Raw genomic sequence first — 17,769 nt, 5'->3', positions numbered from 1 at the left:
AGTAACACCTTGAGCCGGCTCAAGCTCACCCGCGACAAGATTTACAAAACGGTATCGCGCCAATTGCATGGCGTGGTGCCGTGTTGGGTCTGCGGGGAGCATGTGGCGCACGCCGACGCCACGCTAGAGCACATTCAGCCGCTGAGCGAAGGCGGCAACAGCCATCAAGAAAACTTGGCCATCAGCCACGACCGCTGCAACAACTTGCGGCACGCGAAAACCAAGTACTGATGCCACATCAAAAAAAGCACACCGCGTGGATGGGCATTTGTTTGTTGCTGGTCGCCGTTCTGTGCTTTGCAGCGCTGGACACCACCAGCAAGCGGGTGACCACAGAAGTACCGTTGCTGATGGCAGTGTGGGCCCGTTATTTTTTTCAGGCTTTGCTCACCACAGGCGTGGTGTTGCCGATCAAAGGCTTGGACGTCTTTAAAACCAAAAATCAGCGTCAACACATCACGCGGGGTGTGTTGCTGGTCTCTGTCACGGGCTTGGCTTTTGCGAGCTTGCAGTTCATGCCTGTGGGTGAATTCACGGCCATTGTGATGACGGTGCCTTTGTTGGTCACTCTGCTGGCCACGCGCATGTTGGGCGAGCATGTGTCCACGCAGCGCGTGATCTTGGTGTGCGCGGGCTTCATTGGCACGCTCATCATCGTGCGGCCCGGCACGCAGGTGTTTGGTTGGCCGTTGCTCATTCCGCTTGCCTTGGTCATTGTGAACGCGGCATTTCAATTGCTGACCAGCAAGATGGCGCGCACCGAAGACGCGATGACCACCCAGTTTTACACCACGTGGGTCGGTACTGCGATGGCCTCCGTGCCGCTCTATTGGTTCTGGGTGCCTGTGACCGACACGCAGGTGTTGCTGGAATTGGTGTTCATGGGCGTGTCTGGCTGCATTGGCCATTTCTTGCTGATCTTGGCGTTTGAGCGTTCGCCCGCCGGTACCTTGATGCCCTATATGTATGCGCAAATTGCGTTTGCCATGTTGGGCGATTGGTTGGTCTTTGGCCACGTACCAGACCATGGGTCGCTGCTGGGGATTGCTTTGATCGCCTTGAGTGGCATCGCTGGAGGCCTGCTCACCGTGTACGAGATTCGTCAAAAAACCCAGGGCTAACGCACGCAGTTTCTTTAGCGTGTGGCGGGCGCCTGAACTGTGCGTTCGAGTTTGTGCACCTCAAAGTATTGAGCCTTCAGGCGGTTGATCAGCGCTGCATAAGCTTTGGGATCGACCTGCGGTGTGCGCGACAACACCCACAGGTACTCGCGCTTGCTGTCACTCACGGCTGCCAGTTGGTAATCGGCATCGAGGTCAATCACCCAATAGTCGCCCCACACCTGTGGCAGCCAACTCAGCCAGGCGGGCGCAAAACGCACTTGCAATTGAGGCGATGAGGCCGCACCCACTTGAATGGCTTTGCCCAGAGCGTCAATGGTGCTGCCGTCAGCCGTGGCACAGCTGTTGAGCACTTGCAGCGAGCCATCGGTTTGCGCCAAGTACTGCGCGCGCGTGTTGGCCACACACTTGGCTTGGAAGCGGTTGGGGAATTTGGCAATCTCATACCAAGTGCCCATGTAACGCGGCACGTCCAGCGCGGCGATGGTGGTTACCGCTGGCAATACAGCTGGCGTAGCGGCGCTTTGTGCGGCCACTTTGAAAGAGGCCAGTTGCAAGGTGGCGGCGGCTAAACCAATCACCAGCCATGGACGTTTGAGCAACATGCAAGCCTCTTTCGGATGCGTTTAAAAAGCCACTTGCGCACGCAAGCCGTGCAGCACGATTTCAGCAATTTGAATCAACAGCAACAGCGCGATGGGTGACAAGTCCACCCCGCCCATCTGTGGCAGCACGCGGCGAATCGGGATGAGCAGTGGCTCGATCAATTGCGCCAACAGGTAGCGAATTTCAGCAGCTGCGCTGAACCATGACATGAGTGCGTAGCCAATCACCATCCACATCAGGCTCGACAACATCACGCTCAGCAACTCAAAACCCGCGTTGACAAACAAACCCAGCCAGTCAGACGTGGCGCCCGCCACGATCCACAGCAGCGAGTGTTTGGCCAACAGCACCGCATAAGCAGCCACCAGACTCGCCGTGTCTAGGCGACCCAGTGCTGGCACGTAACGGCGCACAGGCAACACGATCCAATTGGAGATGGCGAACACAAAGGGTGCCAGTGGGCTACCGCCGCTGCGCGACAAGCTGATGCCCATCAAGTGCATGTACATGCGCAGCAAACAGGTGCCAGCCACCAGGCCAACGGCGAAGTGCAGAACTAAGGAGAAAATTTGTATAAGCATGGTCAGAGTTTAGGCGGGCTCAGGCAAAATTTGTGCTTCCACTCCAGATTGTTCTGTATGAAACAAACCCCTGCATTGCCCCGTTTTATTTTTGCCAGCCGCTGGTTGCAGCTGCCTTTGTATTTGGGCCTCATTGCTGCGCAAGGCGTGTATGTGTTCCATTTTTGGGTCGAGTTGGTGCATTTGATTGAGGCGGCGTTTGGCAGCCAAGCGGCACTGGATGCCTTGGTCACCAGCATTGGCTACAAAAACGGCATGACCGTCACGCATCTGAGCGAGTCCATCACCATGCTGGTAGTGCTGGGTTTGATTGACGTGGTGATGATTTCAAATTTGCTCATCATGGTCATCGTGGGCGGCTACGAAACCTTTGTCTCGCGCATGTACCTCGAAAACCATCCGGATCAGCCGGAATGGTTGAGCCATGTGAATGCCTCGGTGTTGAAGGTCAAGCTGGGTATGGCCATCATTGGCATTTCATCCATCCATTTGCTCAAGACTTTCATCAATGCGGCCAACTATGACGAGAAGGTTTTGATGTGGCAAACCATCATCCACATCACCTTCTTGCTGAGCGCCTTGGCCATTGCGTTGACCGACAAGCTGTCGCACGCAGCCCCTTCTTCCTCTTCTTCGCATTGAATTGCGCTTCATTGTTTATGCAAGCTCGCCACCCCATCCACCGCAATGCCCTGGTTTTGTTCTCTGGCGGACAAGACTCCACCACCTGCTTGGCCCATGCGCTTGCGCAATACGAGCGCGTGGAGACCTTGGCGTTTGACTACCGCCAACGCCACTTGGTGGAGCTAGAAGCCCGCATTCAAGTGTTGGCGCAAATGCGCGAGCAGTTTCCACAATGGGCACACAAGTTGGGCGAAGACCATTTGCTCGACCTTGGCGTGTTGGGCCAAGTGAGCGAAACATCGCTCACACGCGACATGGCTTTCAAGATGGAAGCCTCAGGTTTGCCCAACACCTTTGTGCCGGGACGCAACTTGTTGTTCCTCACACTCGCCGCTGCATTGGCCTATCGCCGTGATTTGGATGTCATCGTCACCGGCGTGTGCGAAACCGATTTTTCGGGCTATCCCGATTGCCGCGATGACACCATGAAGGCCATGCAAATTGCGTTGTCGCTCGGCATGGACCGCCGCTTGTTGATTGAGACACCTTTGATGTGGATCGACAAAGCGCAAACGTGGCAACTGGCCTTTGACCTCGGCCAAAAAGCCTATGCCGATGGCGGCCACCAGTTAGTGGACCTCATCGTCGAGCACACCCACACCTGCTACATGGGTGACCGCACGCACCGCCATGCATGGGGCTACGGCTGTGGCACCTGCCCTGCATGTGATTTGCGCGCTAAGGGCTGGGAGCGCTGGAAGGCCTAAGTGTTAAGAATGAATTTGGCCGCGCTGCCTTCAGGCGCAGGCACAAACTGCCACACCGTGTCGTGGTAACTGGCCACGCTGGCACGGTGGGCGATAGACACCAAGCCACCGCCTTCTTCGCGCACCATCGTCAACAGCTTTTCGTACAGCGTTTTCTCGGCTGCTTCGTCGAGTGCGCTGGTGGCTTCGTCAGCAAACACCCAACGTGGGCGCTTCAGTAACACACGCGCCAAAGCCAAGCGTTGTTGCTCGCCACCTGAGAGCTGTTGCGTCCATTGGCCTGCCACGTCTAGGTCGTTCACCAGGTGAGGCAGCAGTGCGTCGTACAGCGCGTTCTTCAAGGCTTCATCGGTGTAGTGCTCGGCGCTGTCTGGATAAGCCAGCGCTTGACGCAAGGTGCCTTCGGGGAAGTAAGGGCGCTGCGGCATGAACACGCTTCGTTCGGGCAACACCACGGGGCCGTAGGTGATGGGCTCGCCACGGCGGTCATGTGTGGGTGAGGTGACGTGCGGCCAAATGCCTGCCAACACGCGCAGCAAGGTGGATTTGCCGCAGCCCGATGGACCGCGAATCAACACGGTGTCGCCAGCAGCGGCGTTGAGCGATGTGTCGGCCAGCAACACCTCGCCATTGGGCAGCGAGATGGTGAGGGGTGTGGTGTGCAGGGCGTTGATGCCGGTGTGCGTGACGGGGGCCGCACCCGTGAAAGACAGCGGTGCAACCGCGGGTTCTGCGACTTCGTTCACCTTGATGGCCAGCATCTGATCTTGAAAACTTGTCAAACGCAGCGTGGTAGCTTGCCACGACGCCAAGCGGCTGTAGTTGCTGATGAACCAGCTGAGCGACTCTTGCACTTGACCAAATGCCGAAGAGATTTGCATCAACTCACCCAGCTGAATCGCCCCGCTGAAATAGCGCGGTGAGGCCACCAACATGGGGAACACCACCGCCGCTTGGCCATAGCCCGAGTTGAACCAGGTGTAGCGCTTTTGCACGCGCAGCAAGCGCATGAAGTTATCCAGCACCAGTGCAAAGCGCTCTTGCAGCGACAAGCGTTCCACGCGGCCTCCACGGTCAAGTGCAATGGCTTCGCTGTACTCGCGCACGCGCATCAGGTGGTGACGGAAGTCTGCCTCAAGTCGCTGCTGCGTGAAGTTGAGTGACGCCATCGAGCGGCCAATGAAATGACCAATCAAGCTACCCGCCAGTGCGTAGGTCAAAGCCATCCACACCATGAAGCCTGGGATGTTGTAGGTCTCGCCCAGCACATCAAAACTAAAGCCGCCAGACAGGCCCCACAAGATGCCCACAAAGCTCAGCAGCGTGACCGATGCGTCGAGCAAGCCGAGTGACAAGCTGACCGTGTCCGCGGTGAACTGCTGCACATCTTCTTGAATTCGTTGGTCTGGGTTGTCTGTGCCGTTCTTGCTCTGCAATTCCAGCTGATAAAACACATGGCCTTTGAGCCAGCGTTGCAAGTAGTCGCGCGTCATCCACGCACGCCAACGCACTTGCAGCAGCTGCGTGAGGTAGAAGCGATACACCGCCACGATGATGAAACACGTGGCCAGCATGGCGAATACACCGAGCTGATGCCAAAACACAGCGGCGTCACGGTTTTGCAGTGCGTCATAAAACACGCGGTTCCAGTCGTTGAACAGAACCATCATGTAAACCATGCCGAGGTTCAAGCCCACGCAAGCGGCCAGCAACAAGCGGGCTCGCCATTTTTCTTCCGACTTGAAATAGGGCAGTGACAAAGCCCAGACACGGCTGAGTTGCAAGCGGCTTTTTTGCCAATTCGTCGCCACGTTGTTGGCGACGGTTTTAAAAGCGTTCATGTGTTTTCAAACTTCGGTGTTGCTGTTGCGCACGCCGCTGGCCACATGGCCTGCGGGCACGTGACGGGCGGCTGACTCGATGTGGCCGGTTTGGTCGTCAAAGAAAAAGTCGGGTTCAAACTCGCGCAAGAACTCGCCTTTTTCAAGGCCACCCAAGAACATGGCTTCATCCACTTCAATGTTCCAGTTCATCAGCGTGCGAATGGCGCGTTCGTGCGCGGGCGCGCTGCGTGCGGTGACCAGCGCGGTGCGAATGCGCATGTGCGGCGTACCTGCTCGCTGCAGGCCTTGCAGGGCTAGCAGCAATGGTTTGAACGGGCCAGCGGGCAAAGGCTGCGCGGCATTGGTTTTTTCGTGCTGTTGAAACGCGTCCAAACCTTGGGTTTGAAACACACGCTCGGCCTCGTCGCTGAACAACACCGCGTCGCCGTCAAACGCAATGCGCACTTCGTGAGGGTTGGCTTCAGACGCGTGCGCTGAGTGCGGATACACCTGCGCGGCAGGTACGCCAGCATCGAGTGCAGAGCGCACATCCGACAAATGCGTGGACAAAAATAAGTTGGCGTTGAGCGGGCGCAAATAGCGCCAAGGCGATTGCCCGCGTGTGAAGCTGCCGCGCTGAATGGGTAAGCCGTAGTGCTGCGCCGAGCGGAACACGCGCATGCCGCTGACGGGGTCGTTGCGCGAGAGGATGACCACTTCCACGCGTTGCGCCTCAGAGGTGTTGAACGCCAAGAGCTTTTGCACCAATGAAAACGCCACACCGGGTTTGGCGGGGGTTTCTAGGCGGTCGAGCTGCAAGTTCATGTAGGCGCGGTCATCGCCTTGTTCGAAGACTTGGTTTTCCTCTTCAAAGTCAAACAGCGCTCGCGAAGAGATGGCGACGACCAACTTACCGTCTAAAGAAACACCCATGAATTACCTCACCCACTGATTGAGTTGAATGATTGGCAGCATGACAGCTAAAACAATCAGCATGACCATCGCGCCCATCGCGACGATGAGCAGTGGCTCCAGAATCGTCGCCAGTTGTAAAGCGCGGCGTTGCACTTCTTCGCTCAGCTGTGCGGCGGCACGTTGCAGCATGGTGGGCAGTGTGCCGGTCTGTTCGCCCAGGCGCGAGAACATCACCAGCAAGCGCGGGAAACGTTTGTGTTGTGCCAAGGCCGATGCCAGCGGTGCGCCTTCACGCACCAGCACCAATGCGTCTTGCGCATCGCGCTTAAGCGCTGTGTTGCTGAGTGTGTCGGCTGCTGCTTGCAAGGCTTTCAAAATCGGCACACCTGCGGTGGCCAGCATGGCCAAGGTGCTGGCAAAGCGTGCAGCGTTGTAGCCACGGGCCAAGCGGCCAATGAGCGGCAATTGCAACCACATGGCATCAAAACGCAAGCGCACATCGGCTTGTTTCAAGGCCACATGGCCACCAGCGGATAGCAAGGCAACCAGCACCAAGCCCCACAACCAAAAGTTTTGTACAAAGCTGCTCAAGGCCAGCATGAAGCTGGTGAGTGCTGGGAGTTGCTGCTGGTTGCTGCCAAACACCTGTGCCACTTGCGGCACCACATAGGCCAGCAAGAACAACACGATGACCAAGGCCACCACGCACACGATGGCGGGGTACAGACCTGCAGCCAACAATTTGCCGCGCAAGTTTTGTTGCTCTTGCAAATCGTCGGCCAAGCGTTCGAGCACCAGCCCTAAGTGGCCGCTTTGCTCGCCTGCGCCAATCACGGCGGTGAAGATGGCGCTGAACTCACGCGGATGCTGACTCAGCGCTTTGGCAAATGGTGCGCCCGAATTCACCTCGGTGCGCAGGGCAGACACCAAGTCGCGCTGGCGGGGTGTTTCGGCTTCGTCGCTCAAGGCGGACAGTGCGCGTTCGAGTGGCAGGCCAGCGTTGACCAAACCTGAGAGCTGGCGCGTCCATACGGCCAGCGCGGTGCTGCTGAAAACCTTGCTTTCCCAAATGACGGTGTTCAAGCCGCTGCTCGAGCGCTGCACGGGTTCTACTTTGAGCGGCACCAAATCTTGCGCGCGTAACTGGCTGCGTGCGGTGCGCGCGGTATCGGCCTCGAGCACGCCACGGTGCGTTTGGCCTTGGGCGTCTAGGGCTTCAAACGAATAGGCGGGCATGGTGGATCGGGCTTGGTCGCAGGGACTTAGTCGCGGGTGACGCGAATCAGTTCTTCGCGGGTGGAAATGCCTTGGCGCACCAAACGTTCGCCATCGTCACGCATCAGCGTCATGCCGTTGCGCAAAGCTGCATCGCGCAGCTGCGCTTCACTGGCTTGGTTGTGGATGAGGGCGCGAATGTCGTCGTTGGTGGTGAGCAGTTCAAAGATGCCGGTGCGGCCTTGGTAGCCGCTTTGGCCGCACTCGTCGCAACCTTTGCCCGCACAGTGCGTGCACGTTTTGCGCAACAGGCGTTGTGCCAATACACCCAGCAAAGACGAGCTGAGTAAGAAGGGCTCCACGCCCATGTCGGTCAATCGCGTGATGGCGCTGGCGGCATCGTTGGTGTGCAGCGTGGCCAACACCAAGTGGCCGGTGAGCGAGGCTTGAATGGCAATTTGCGCGGTTTCGTAATCGCGAATTTCACCAATCATGATGATGTCTGGGTCTTGGCGCAGGATGGCGCGCAGAGCCTTGGCAAAGTCCAAATCAATCTTGGGGTTGACCTGCGTTTGGCCCACGCCGGCGAGCTCGTATTCAATCGGATCTTCCACCGTCATGATGTTGTTGCGTGTGGCGTCTAGCCCCTGCAACGCGGCGTACAGCGTGGTGGTTTTGCCCGAGCCCGTAGGGCCGGTGACCAAGATGATGCCGTGAGGTTGCTTCACCAAGCTCTCAAAGCGGCGCAGGGTTTCGCCTTCCATGCCTACGGCTTGCAGCGTGAGTTTGCTCTCGGTTTTGTCTAGCAAACGCAGCACGGCGCGTTCGCCGTGTGCGCTGGGCAAGGTGGACACACGCACGTCAATCGCGCGTTGGCCGAGGCGCAGCGAAATGCGGCCGTCTTGAGGTAAGCGTTTTTCGGCAATGTCTAGCTCGGCCATGATTTTGAGGCGTGAAATCAGCGCCGCATGCAAGGCACGGTTGGGCTGCACCACTTCGCGCAGTGTGCCGTCCACACGGAAGCGCACGCTGCTGTGGCGCTCGTACGGTTCGATGTGAATGTCGCTTGCGCCATCACGTGCGGCTTGCGTCAGCAAGGCGTTGAGCATGCGGATGATGGGCGCGTCGTCTGCGGCTTCGAGCAAGTCTTCCACCGCGGGCAGCTCTTGCATCATGCGCGTGAGGTCGGCGTCGCTCTCGACTTCGCTCACCACGGCGGCGGCGTTGCTGTCGGCTTGTGCGTAGGCTTCGCTGATGCGTTTGGCCAGTGTGGCTTTGTCGGTGTATTCAAACGACTGCACCGCGTGGCGACGTGTGACCTCGCTCCATGCGCTCAGGTCGGGCGCGTCGCTGTGCCACAGCGTGAGCGTGTGGCCATCGTCCTCCAGCAAGAGCTGGTGGGTGCGGGCAAAGGCGTAGGGCAGCGGGCGGCGCATGTTTATTGGGCGGGTGTGGCGGCTGGCACGGCAGACTGAGGCGTGTCTGCTTGGCTGCTGCCAGAAGCCTTGGGTTCTTCTTTGGGCTTAGGCACGGGCGCGGGGGGCAAGACAGGCGCATTGCCAGAGCCCAGGATGGGGTTGAAGCCAGGCTGCGCGTTTTGTTGCATGCCCATCATTTGTTGGTAGCGGTTGTTGCTGAGCGCATCCGAAGCCGCCGCATCACGCATGACCACTGGGCGCAAAAACACCATCAAGTTTTTTTTGGTTCGCGTACGGCTTTCGCTCTTGAACAGCCAGCCAATGACAGGGATATCGCCAAACAACGGCACTTGACTCGCACCGCCAGAGTACTCGTCGGATAACAAACCACCCAGCACGATGATGGAGCCATCGTCAACCAGCACATTCGATTCGATGCTGCGCTTGTTGGTGATCAGGCCAGTAGATGAACCCACAGAGTTGGGCACGACGCTAGACACTTCTTGGAAGATGGTGAGCTTGACGGTGCCGGTCTCGCTGATTTGTGGTTTGACCTTGAGGGTCAAGCCCACGTCTTTGCGTTCCACGGTTTGAAACGGATTGACCGAGCCGTTGGTCGTGTTGTTGTTGGTGTACTGGCCTGTGACGAAAGGTACGTTTTGACCTACGACGATCTTGGCTTCTTCGTTGTCGATGGTGAGCAAGGTTGGTGTAGACAGCACATTGCCGTCACCGTTTTGTTGCAAGAACGTGGCCAAGCTGCTCAGCACATAAGTGCCATTGATTTGTCTCGCGTTTCCAATGTTCAGTCCACCACCCAATGCGCTGAGTGCCGCTGCACCGCCTGAGGCACCGATGATGTTGCCTTGTCCAATCGTCGTGCTGATTGGGTTATTGAAATTGGTGCCAATGATGCCAATGTTGCCGCCCGATTGGCCTGTGGCGGTTTGCCACTGAATGCCCATTTGCGCCGCTTTGTCGGCATTCACTTCGGCAATCAAACTCTCCACCATCACTTGCGCGCGACGTTGGTCGAGCATGTCAATCACGGCACGCAGTTGGCGGTACTGTGGCTCGGGCGCGGTGATGATGAGTGAGTTGGTGGCCGTGTCGGCTTGAATTTGTCCGCCCGTTGCAGAACCACTGACAGTGGCTGTGCTGCCCAAGGTGCTACCGGCTGTTGCAGATGCAGGTGTTGCTGCTGTGGGGTTGGCTGCAGCGGTGCCCATCGGTGATGAACTACCCGTGCCGCCTGTGGCTTGGCCGCTCACCGCAGCACGCAAAGTGGTGGCGAGTTTGGTGGCGTCCGCATTTTTCAAATACACCACATGGATGTTGCCGCTGGGGTTGGTGCCACCGGGTTGATCCAGCTTGGCGACCAAAGATTTGACCAAGGCCACGCGTGCAGGGTTGGCCGCACGCAAGATGAGGGTGTTGCTGCGTGGCTCAGCCAGCAGCGTGGTTTTGTATTCGGCACCGGTTTGACCTGGGGTGGCGGGCGCTTGCGCAGTGTTGCTGCCCGATTCCACCAAACGCAACACCAAGGGTGCCAAGTCCACCGCGATGGCGTGCTTGAGTTGGATCACTTCCACATCACTGGCGTTGGACACATCCAGCGTGGCGATGATGCGGGCCATGCGCTGCAGGTTGTCGGCGTAGTCAGTGATGATGATGGAGTTGTTGCCGGGGTTGACGTTGATGGTGTTGTTGGGGCTGATGAGCGGGCGCAACACGGGCACCAAGTTGTTGGCTTGCTCAAAGTTGAGCTTGAAGATGTGCGTGACGATTTGGCCGCTGCCTGAGCCGCCGATGCCATTTTGAATTTCTTGCACATTGCCGCCTTGCAGCTTGGCGTCGGCCTCGGGCACGATTTTGTAGAGGCCCTTGGTCTCGACCATGGCAAAGCCTTGCAAGCGCAAGGCTGACAAAAACTGGCTCCATGCTTCGTTGGGTGAGACCGGCAACTCGGTGGTGAGGTTGATCGTGCCTTTGACGCGTGGGTCCACCACCAAGTTGCGATTGGAGAGCGTGGCCAAGGTGCGTGCCACAGACTCAATCTCAGCATTTACAAAGTTGAGTGTGATGGGCTGCTGTTGTGCGGTGGCTTTTTTGGTAGGCGGCGCAGCGTGTGCGGGTGACACGCCGAGTAACGCAGGTGCGAGGCTCAAACCTAGGCTCAGATGAATGGCAAGCGCCAAAGCAGAGGGTTGGAGATAAGTGTGTTGCTTAGCCATACGCGTTAACCCATTTTCAAAATCGACTTGGCACCTTGGCGCTGGCCAAGGATGTTCAATAAATTAGAGAGCGCTGCTTCTGCATCAGGCGCGGCGCTTGCCTCGCCATTGAAGCGCATGCGCCCATTGTGTAGTTGGCCCGTGCCCTGCAAGAGCAAGCTGCCTTCCAGTGTGTCCAGCGTCAGTGCCACGCCCTCACCGCCTTGCACGCGAACACGGTAAGTGCCCAAGGGGCGCAGCGTAGACAAGCGCGTTGACAGCTGTTGCAGTTGCAGCTCAGCTTGACCTTGTAATTGTTCCGAGCCCGCTTGCTGGGACCATTGCAGCTGCGTGGTGTGCAGTTGCATTTGGCCTTCGGGCTGAATGGTGTTCCATGGCGCACCCAAACCCACCAGCCAGCTGGCGGGCCAGTTGGACGTGTGGTCGCTGACCTGCACGCGCACGCCGCGCCACATGGGTGAGACATCCACACGCACGGGTTGTGGTGTGCAACACGCAGAGGCCACGGTGGCGCTGAGGGTGGGGCGCCAGTTGGCCCAATCGAGACGAGGGCCAAGTTGCCACGTCACGCGCGTGGGCAATGAGGTGGTGTTGGCGGGGCGCGCCATGTTGGCAGCGGTCCCGATGTTGAGCGGGCCTTCGTTGAGCACCCATTGCGCCGAACCATTCCACACGGTGCCTTGTGCGTCGGGCAACAACACGCGCTCACCGCTGGCTTGCTCAATGGCGTGCGTCACCCAATGCGCAGGGGCTTGGGTGATGAAGGCCAGCGCTAAGCCCAAACCCGCACCTGTCCAAGCCCAGCGTCGGCTGGTGTTGGGGGCGAGGGCTGGATGGCGTTGCATGGTGTGGTTTTAGTTGGCCGTTGCGCCACGGTTGGGTAGGCTCAACACGAGGTTGCCGTCCCACACCACGACATTCGCATTGCTAACAGGCGTTGTAGGGGGCGTTGTGCTTGCTGTGCCGTTGGTGTTGCGTGCCAGGTGCGCTTCCAAGGGCAAGGTCTGTGCTTGGCTGCGTGCTTGTGCCAACCAGTTCGCCAAGGCGGGGGCCGGCACTGCTTTGAGTTGCACGGTCACGCGGTCACCTTGCACGTTGAGTTGTATTTGCGTGCCAGAGGTGAGGTTTTGCAAATTACGCAGAGCTTCGTCGCGCGAGAGGGGGGTGCGTGCTTTGATCGCTTGTGACTGCGCTTGCAAGGCCAGCATGAGTGCTTGTTGTTGGCCGATTTGCGTGCGACGGTTATCGCTGTCGCGCAAGGTGTTGAGTGCGGGGGCAATGGCGATGGACCAGAACAACAGCACACCTAGCAAGGCACCCAACACAGAGACGCTACGTTGTTCACGCGGGCTCAAAGCTTGCCAGCGGGCTTGTGCTTGTGCGCGAAGTTCTTTCATTTCACGCCCTCCGCTTGCAACACCCAGGTGTCGTTGCCGTCTTGGCGCAGGCTCAAGCCTTGAGCTTTGAGGCGCGCCATGCCCGCCGCGTTGCTGTCGAGCGCCACGCCTTGTACGCGCAGCGCATGGTTGGCAAAGTGAATTTGCTGTGGTGTTTGTCCTGCGGCCAGCACACCTGCAAATGCAGCGAGCAAAGGTTCTAGGTCAGTGCTAGAAGCCGCGCCTGATTTTTGTTGCAACACATCCACCTCGCGTTGCATTTGCAGCGGCGCGTCGATGACCAAGGTCACAGATGGGAATGTGGTTTTCAAGATGTTTTGCAGCGAGGCTTGTTGCGCGTTCAAAGCGCTGCGTTCGCGCCAAGCCAGTGCATTGAGCCCCAGCACTTGCAACGCGATCAGCGCCACCAGGCCCCAGCGCACAGGTTGCCATGCAGGGGCATGCAGCACGGTTTGCAATGCGGCCAGCGCTTGGCGCTGCAAGCGTTGTGTGCGGCCTTGTGCCCATTCACCTTGTGCCAAATCCCAATCCGACTGGCTGGACTTGACCCAGCGCTGCGCCGCGCTTTGCAGCATGGGTTGGCGTTGCAAGGTGCTTTGCACGCGCGCCACCATGGCGGGCTCGGCTTGAACTTGTAAATTGTCTTGGCTCAGCTCGGTAAACGCGCGCCACTGGGCAGTGTTGGGAGGCAGCAGGGTCACGCCGTGTGCGTGGCACAGCAGGCTTTGTGAATGGTCGGGGTCGCCCATGACCTGCAACACAGGTGTTTCGCTGGGTGACAGCTCGGGGGCGATGCGTTGCACCCTCAAGCCCGCGGCTTGCAAGGGGGCGAGGGCATCGCGCAGCCATTGCTTGTCGCACACGGCCACCAAGGTTTCACCACCGCTGCGTGCGATCTGTTCAGTGTCTGGGGCAAGCACGAGGTGCAGTTGTTGCGGCTCGTCGAGCAAGCGGTCTTCCAACAAGCCATGCAACACGCTTTGCAAACGCGGGCCGTGGCTGGCAGGTGGCAGTTGCACGCGGAGCCAGGCCAAGCGGCTGTGTGGCACCACGGCCACCACTTCGCCCGCGTGCGCAGACAGCGTGGCCGCGGCCCCCGTGGCGCTGCGCAACACTGTATGTCCGTCTGAGTGAACGTGGGCATAGCCAGTGGTGGCGTGTGCAGAGTGGGGGAGCGCGATGATCAGCATGGATTTGTCATTGTAGAGAGCCAGACTCGCGCCAAAGCACCTTTAAATCTTGGCCTTCGCGCTGCACCAAAGAGCGCTCTTGCAGCATGGTTTGCGGCATCCGAAGGCGGCCCAGCACTTCAAAGTAACGGGTGTTGACGCTGTGTGTGTCGCTCAAGCTGACGGTGCGGCCCAGTGCTTTTTGAAACGCGTCGATGCTGACCCAGTGTTGCCGCTCGCGCTGTTGTACCAAGCGTTGTGCGTCAGACAGGCTCAGGCCTGGCACGCTGGCGTACAGCACTTGCATACTGGCGGTGTTGATGTTGACGGTCGTGCGATTGGGCAGCACGGTGATGTGGGGCCTTAGGGTTTGCAAGGCTTGAGGTGTCAATCCGAACCAGCTGAGTTGGCCCACGCGTTGGGGCATCAAAGGTGAATTGCTGTTTTGCTTTTGTGCCGCCAGCAGACCTTGGGTGAGTAAGCTGAGCTGCGCGGGTGGGACGCCCAGTGCGTCAAACAAGCGCTCAAACGCGAGCACGATTTTCCCATCGAGCTGTTCGCCTTGCAGCAAATTGGTCACGTTGAGGCGGCCTTGCAGATCGCTCACAGCACCCGACAAAAGCACTTGGCGTGCAAATTTTTCATCGTCGATGGTGTTGCCTGTGCCATCGGGTAACGCCGCTAAGAAGCTAGACAAACGCGCTTCTTGCAGTGGCACGGCCCAAGGCTCGGCCAAGTGGTCGGTGGGTGCGCTGGCATCGCCCGCTCGCGCGTCTTCGCGCAGGATGACGCGGGCCCAGTCCAGTGCACCCGTCAGCAACCAGCGTGCTTGCGTGCGTTGGCGTTCCGCGCCTTCTACCTCGATGGATTTCCATTGTTGCCACAACGCACCCGCGGTAAACGTGGCCACCAGTGCCACGGTGAGCATGGCTGCCAGCAAGGCTGCGCCGCGTTGTGAGGGGGGTGCCGCGTGCTTCATGTCTTGGTGTTGCTGAAGTTGGGGCGCACCCAGTTAAGGGTGATGCGGCCACGCACGCCTGTGCTAGCGGGGAGGTCGATTTGCAGGCGGATGGCGTCGGGCAGTGCGCCTTGGCCAGTGCTGTTGGTTTGCGGCGTGCCGCCCACCGCGTTGTTGTTTGTATCGCTGTTGCCAGCGCTGGAGAGTGGATTGGTCCAAGCGTTGCCGCGGAAGTAGGTGAGTTGCCAAGTGTCCAGCGGGATCAGCGAAGTTTCAAACGCGGCGTCATCGGCGCTTGGGTTTTGTCCCCAGCGCTCAGCGTTGGCCCATGCTTGCTGCAAAGCCGCACGCGTTTGCAAGGGGGCTGATTGCCAACGCAGCCATTGGTTGCCGCGCAGTGTCCATGCCACCACCCACAGACCCGCGTCTGCACCATCGGCGCGCCAAGCCGTGGCACGGCGGGTGAGGCGTAGCGTGCGGCCATCCCACAGCACACCTGCATCGGTGATGCTGGGCACGGGTTGCACGGCGTTGAGGTCGGCCTGCCATTGCGCGAGCACGGTTTGCAACACCGCGGTTTTGTCGACCTGCACTTGTGTGATGTCACGGCTGCGCATGAGGCTGTCAAGCCCACGCCAGCTCAAGCCCGCCAGCACCGCCATGAGGGTGATGGCGATGAGTAGCTCGATGAGTGTGAAGCCGCGTTGGCCCTTGGCGTTTGTCATCAGTAACGCCCCAACACGGTGGTGATGTTGAGCACGGGCGTGGCTGCGTCAAACACTTGCGCATCGACACGGCGAAACGCGGGGTTGGGCGTGGTGCGCACGGTCAGCGCCACTTCAAAGTTACGCTCGGCTTGCGGGCAGGGCACACGCGAGTCACCCACGCCTGGCAGTTGCTGCGAGAGGCGCAGTTGGTTGAGTGCGTTGTCAGCGCAAATTTGTGCCAGCAACACATCGGCTTGGCGCTGTGCGTTGCGCGTGAGGGCACCGCTGACTTTGAGCCCACTCATCAGCGCGATGGACACGATGGCGAGTGCCACCAACACCTCAATCAAGGTGAAACCGCGTGAGCTTTGGCGGGGCGTGACAGCGGGTGTGCGTTGTGTGTTTTGCAAGCTCATGGCACGACCTGAAAGGGGCGCAGCCCGTCTGTGCCAATGCTCAGCGTGGGGAATGGCTTGGCGCTGTTGCTTGTTGCCACGCTCAGCGTGATGCGAGCCGGTGCGAGGATGGGTTCAGGGCCGAGCACCACCAAGTTGGTTCGCGTGGCAGTGTTGATCGCCGCTTGTGTGCCAGCGGTCAGCCATGTTTCTGTCCGTGTCGCAATGGGGCTGGCGGAGTTACTCAGTGCTTGGTTTGGCGCAATTGCGGGTCGAATGACAAAGCCCTCTGCCGTGGGCTGCCAAATCAAAGCCACACCACTGGTACGCGATTGCGCACGGGCAGCTTCTAAGACGGCCACTAATCGCTGCGCTTCGCGCTCAAGTTGGGTTTGATTGCTGTCGCGCAGCGACAAGCTCACACCCGCCACGCTGAAGCCGATGATGGCTAGCACCACCAACAGCTCCAACAGGGTGAGGCCTTGCTGGCGCTGCATAGCGGACTTAACGAACAGCTTTATTGCCAGCTGCCGAGGTCGGCGTTTTTGCCTTCGCCGCCGGGCTGACCGTCAGCGCCTAGTGACAGCACATCCACTTCACCCTTCACGCCGGGGTTCATGTATTGGTAGGGGCGGCCCCATGGGTCGTTGGGCAACTTGTCGATGTAGGGCTTCCAGTTGAGAGGTGTGGGGCCAGCCGTGGGCTTGACCACCAAGGCGTTCAGACCTTGCTCGGCGGTGGGGTAGTTTTGGTTGTCCAAGCGGTAGAGCTTGAGGGCTTGCATGAGGTTGCCCACATCGGTTTTGGCTGCGGTCACGCGTGCGTCGTCGGCACGGTTGAGCACGTTGGGCACTACGAGTGCGGCGAGCACGCCGATGATGGCGAGCACCACCATCAATTCAATCAACGTGAAGCCACGTTGGCGTTTGGTTTTTTGGGTGGTTTGTTGGGCTTGCATAGGAGGCATTTCAAAGGTTCTCAGTTCAAGGATGAATCATAATCCGCTGATGCTTCGCTACCCCCCTTCATTTGCCACCGTCTTTAGCGCCTCGTCGCACGTGGTGCTGCCCGTTGCCTCGTTGCTGGTGTGGGGTGCTGTGGCGTTTAGTGCGGTCACATGGGGCTTGCGTTGGTCGGCCACGGGCACGAACCCGAGCAATACCACCGCTGCGGCGCAGGCGTTGCCCGAAGTAGATGTGTCTGCCGCAGCTCGCAGCCTAGGCGCTGCACCCGTGCAGGCCGCTGCTGCGCCAACATTGGCCAGCCGTTTTCAGCTGCAAGGTGTGATGGCGGGGGGGCCCGATGCTGGCGCTGCGTTGATTGCGGTGGATGGCAAACCGGCCAAGCCCTTCCGTGTGGGCGCTGTGGTGGCTGATGGTTTGGTGTTGCAGTCAGCAGAAGGGCGACGCATCAGCTTAGGCGCGTCGATGGACGGGGCGCAAACTTTGCTGCTGGAGCTGCCAGCTAAGAAGTAATCAGCCGATTAAGCATTCGGCTGAAATTCCCAAACCCGTATGTAGCTTGCGAACCATGCTCATGGTGAGTGGGCGTTTGCGGTTCAAGATTTCATAAACGCGATTGCTTCGGCCAATCATGGGTTCGAGATCTTTAGGCTTGAGGTCTTGTTGCTCCATGCGAAATTTGATGGCTTCAATCGGGTCTGGCAAGTCGATTGAATAGTGACGTGCTTCGAATGCTTGAACGAGCGTCACCAACACATCCAGGCGATCACCGTCAGGTGTTCCTAGCGCAGGGTCGCTTTCCATCAGTGCCGCGACTTCTTTGAGCGCTGCCTTGTAATCTGCTTCGGTGCGAATGGGTTTGATGTCCATGTTGTGC

Annotated in this window: 21 protein-coding genes; 5 read left to right on the top strand and 16 right to left on the bottom strand. The window is 59.0% G+C overall.

Annotated features, from left to right (window positions below):
• Positions 1-9 precede the first annotated feature (9 nt).
• Together C5F52_RS01860 and C5F52_RS01855 are read left to right on the top strand one after the other, a co-directional pair.
• Positions 10-231 carry an HNH endonuclease gene (locus tag C5F52_RS01860; RefSeq protein WP_104796621.1) on the top strand — a complete coding sequence of 74 codons (222 nt, stop codon included), beginning with the start codon at positions 10-12 and terminating at the stop codon, positions 229-231.
• On the top strand, positions 231-1,121 hold the full coding sequence (locus tag C5F52_RS01855; protein WP_104796620.1) for a DMT family transporter: 891 nt from the start codon (positions 231-233) through the stop codon (positions 1,119-1,121). The genes C5F52_RS01860 and C5F52_RS01855 overlap by 1 nt, the downstream gene beginning before the upstream one ends.
• 14 nt (positions 1,122-1,135) lie before the next feature.
• Here C5F52_RS01855 and C5F52_RS01850 read toward each other — a convergent pair whose 3' ends face one another.
• On the bottom strand, positions 1,136-1,726 hold the full coding sequence (locus C5F52_RS01850) for a lipocalin family protein (protein WP_104796619.1): 591 nt from the start codon (positions 1,724-1,726) through the stop codon (positions 1,136-1,138).
• A gap of 21 nt (positions 1,727-1,747) precedes the next feature.
• Positions 1,748-2,308 carry a YggT family protein gene (locus tag C5F52_RS01845; RefSeq protein WP_104796618.1) on the bottom strand — a complete coding sequence of 187 codons (561 nt, stop codon included), beginning with the start codon at positions 2,306-2,308 and terminating at the stop codon, positions 1,748-1,750.
• A gap of 57 nt (positions 2,309-2,365) precedes the next feature.
• Here C5F52_RS01845 and C5F52_RS01840 point away from each other — a divergent pair, with 57 nt between their 5' ends.
• On the top strand, positions 2,366-2,950 hold the full coding sequence (locus C5F52_RS01840) for a TIGR00645 family protein (protein ID WP_104796617.1): 585 nt from the start codon (positions 2,366-2,368) through the stop codon (positions 2,948-2,950).
• Positions 2,951-2,985: 35 nt separating this feature from the next.
• A complete protein-coding gene (queC, locus tag C5F52_RS01835; protein WP_104797125.1) occupies positions 2,986-3,699 on the top strand; it encodes a 7-cyano-7-deazaguanine synthase QueC in 714 nt (237 codons plus the stop codon).
• Here the strand turns inward: queC and C5F52_RS01830 are convergent.
• The 13 genes from C5F52_RS01830 to gspG are packed head-to-tail and all read right to left on the bottom strand — an operon-like array spanning position 3,696 to position 16,888.
• A complete protein-coding gene (locus tag C5F52_RS01830) occupies positions 3,696-5,540 on the bottom strand; it encodes an ABC transporter ATP-binding protein/permease (protein WP_104796616.1) in 1,845 nt (614 codons plus the stop codon). The two genes, queC and C5F52_RS01830, sit on opposite strands and share 4 nt — an antisense overlap.
• A 6-nt stretch (positions 5,541-5,546) precedes the next feature.
• The gene (locus tag C5F52_RS01825; RefSeq protein ID WP_104796615.1) at positions 5,547-6,455 is read right to left on the bottom strand and encodes a 5'-nucleotidase; all 909 of its coding nucleotides are present in this window, start codon (positions 6,453-6,455) and stop codon (positions 5,547-5,549) included.
• A gap of 3 nt (positions 6,456-6,458) precedes the next feature.
• On the bottom strand, positions 6,459-7,673 hold the full coding sequence (gene gspF / locus C5F52_RS01820; RefSeq protein ID WP_104796614.1) for a type II secretion system inner membrane protein GspF: 1,215 nt from the start codon (positions 7,671-7,673) through the stop codon (positions 6,459-6,461).
• A gap of 26 nt (positions 7,674-7,699) precedes the next feature.
• Complete coding sequence (locus C5F52_RS01815) at positions 7,700-9,088, bottom strand: GspE/PulE family protein (protein WP_104796613.1); 1,389 nt, start codon at positions 9,086-9,088, stop codon at positions 7,700-7,702.
• A gap of 2 nt (positions 9,089-9,090) precedes the next feature.
• Complete coding sequence (gspD, locus tag C5F52_RS01810; protein ID WP_104796612.1) at positions 9,091-11,304, bottom strand: type II secretion system secretin GspD; 2,214 nt, start codon at positions 11,302-11,304, stop codon at positions 9,091-9,093.
• A gap of 5 nt (positions 11,305-11,309) precedes the next feature.
• Positions 11,310-12,149, bottom strand: a complete 840-nt coding sequence (gene gspN / locus C5F52_RS01805; protein WP_104796611.1) for a type II secretion system protein N — start codon at positions 12,147-12,149, stop codon at positions 11,310-11,312.
• A gap of 9 nt (positions 12,150-12,158) precedes the next feature.
• On the bottom strand, positions 12,159-12,701 hold the full coding sequence (gspM, locus tag C5F52_RS01800) for a type II secretion system protein GspM (RefSeq protein ID WP_104796610.1): 543 nt from the start codon (positions 12,699-12,701) through the stop codon (positions 12,159-12,161).
• Positions 12,698-13,891 (bottom strand): type II secretion system protein GspL, encoded by a 1,194-nt coding sequence (gspL, locus tag C5F52_RS01795; protein ID WP_104796609.1) that lies wholly within the window; start codon positions 13,889-13,891, stop codon positions 12,698-12,700. Before gspL ends, gspM begins: the two co-directional genes overlap by 4 nt.
• Positions 13,892-13,898: 7 nt before the next feature.
• Positions 13,899-14,849, bottom strand: a complete 951-nt coding sequence (gene gspK, locus C5F52_RS01790) for a type II secretion system minor pseudopilin GspK (protein ID WP_104796608.1) — start codon at positions 14,847-14,849, stop codon at positions 13,899-13,901.
• On the bottom strand, positions 14,846-15,553 hold the full coding sequence (locus C5F52_RS01785) for a type II secretion system protein J (protein WP_104796607.1): 708 nt from the start codon (positions 15,551-15,553) through the stop codon (positions 14,846-14,848). Before C5F52_RS01785 ends, gspK begins: the two co-directional genes overlap by 4 nt.
• Positions 15,553-15,951, bottom strand: coding sequence for a type II secretion system minor pseudopilin GspI (gene gspI / locus C5F52_RS01780; protein ID WP_104796606.1), 399 nt, complete (start codon positions 15,949-15,951; stop codon positions 15,553-15,555). Before gspI ends, C5F52_RS01785 begins: the two co-directional genes overlap by 1 nt.
• Positions 15,948-16,427 carry a prepilin-type N-terminal cleavage/methylation domain-containing protein gene (locus C5F52_RS01775; protein WP_104796605.1) on the bottom strand — a complete coding sequence of 160 codons (480 nt, stop codon included), beginning with the start codon at positions 16,425-16,427 and terminating at the stop codon, positions 15,948-15,950. The genes gspI and C5F52_RS01775 overlap by 4 nt, the downstream gene beginning before the upstream one ends.
• Positions 16,428-16,447: 20 nt before the next feature.
• A complete protein-coding gene (gspG, locus tag C5F52_RS01770; RefSeq protein WP_104796604.1) occupies positions 16,448-16,888 on the bottom strand; it encodes a type II secretion system major pseudopilin GspG in 441 nt (146 codons plus the stop codon).
• 49 nt (positions 16,889-16,937) lie between these two features.
• On the opposite strand from gspG, the gene C5F52_RS01765 reads away from it, so the two are divergent.
• Positions 16,938-17,405, top strand: coding sequence for a general secretion pathway protein C (locus tag C5F52_RS01765; protein WP_201746939.1), 468 nt, complete (start codon positions 16,938-16,940; stop codon positions 17,403-17,405).
• Here C5F52_RS01765 and C5F52_RS01760 read toward each other — a convergent pair whose 3' ends face one another.
• Positions 17,406-17,762: a type II toxin-antitoxin system HigA family antitoxin gene (locus C5F52_RS01760; RefSeq protein ID WP_104796603.1), complete on the bottom strand. Its 357-nt coding sequence runs from the start codon at positions 17,760-17,762 to the stop codon at positions 17,406-17,408.
• Positions 17,763-17,769: the final 7 nt, after the last annotated feature.

The organism is Limnohabitans sp. TS-CS-82 (assembly GCF_002943475.1).
This window is presented reverse-complemented; position numbering and strand designations above follow the sequence as displayed.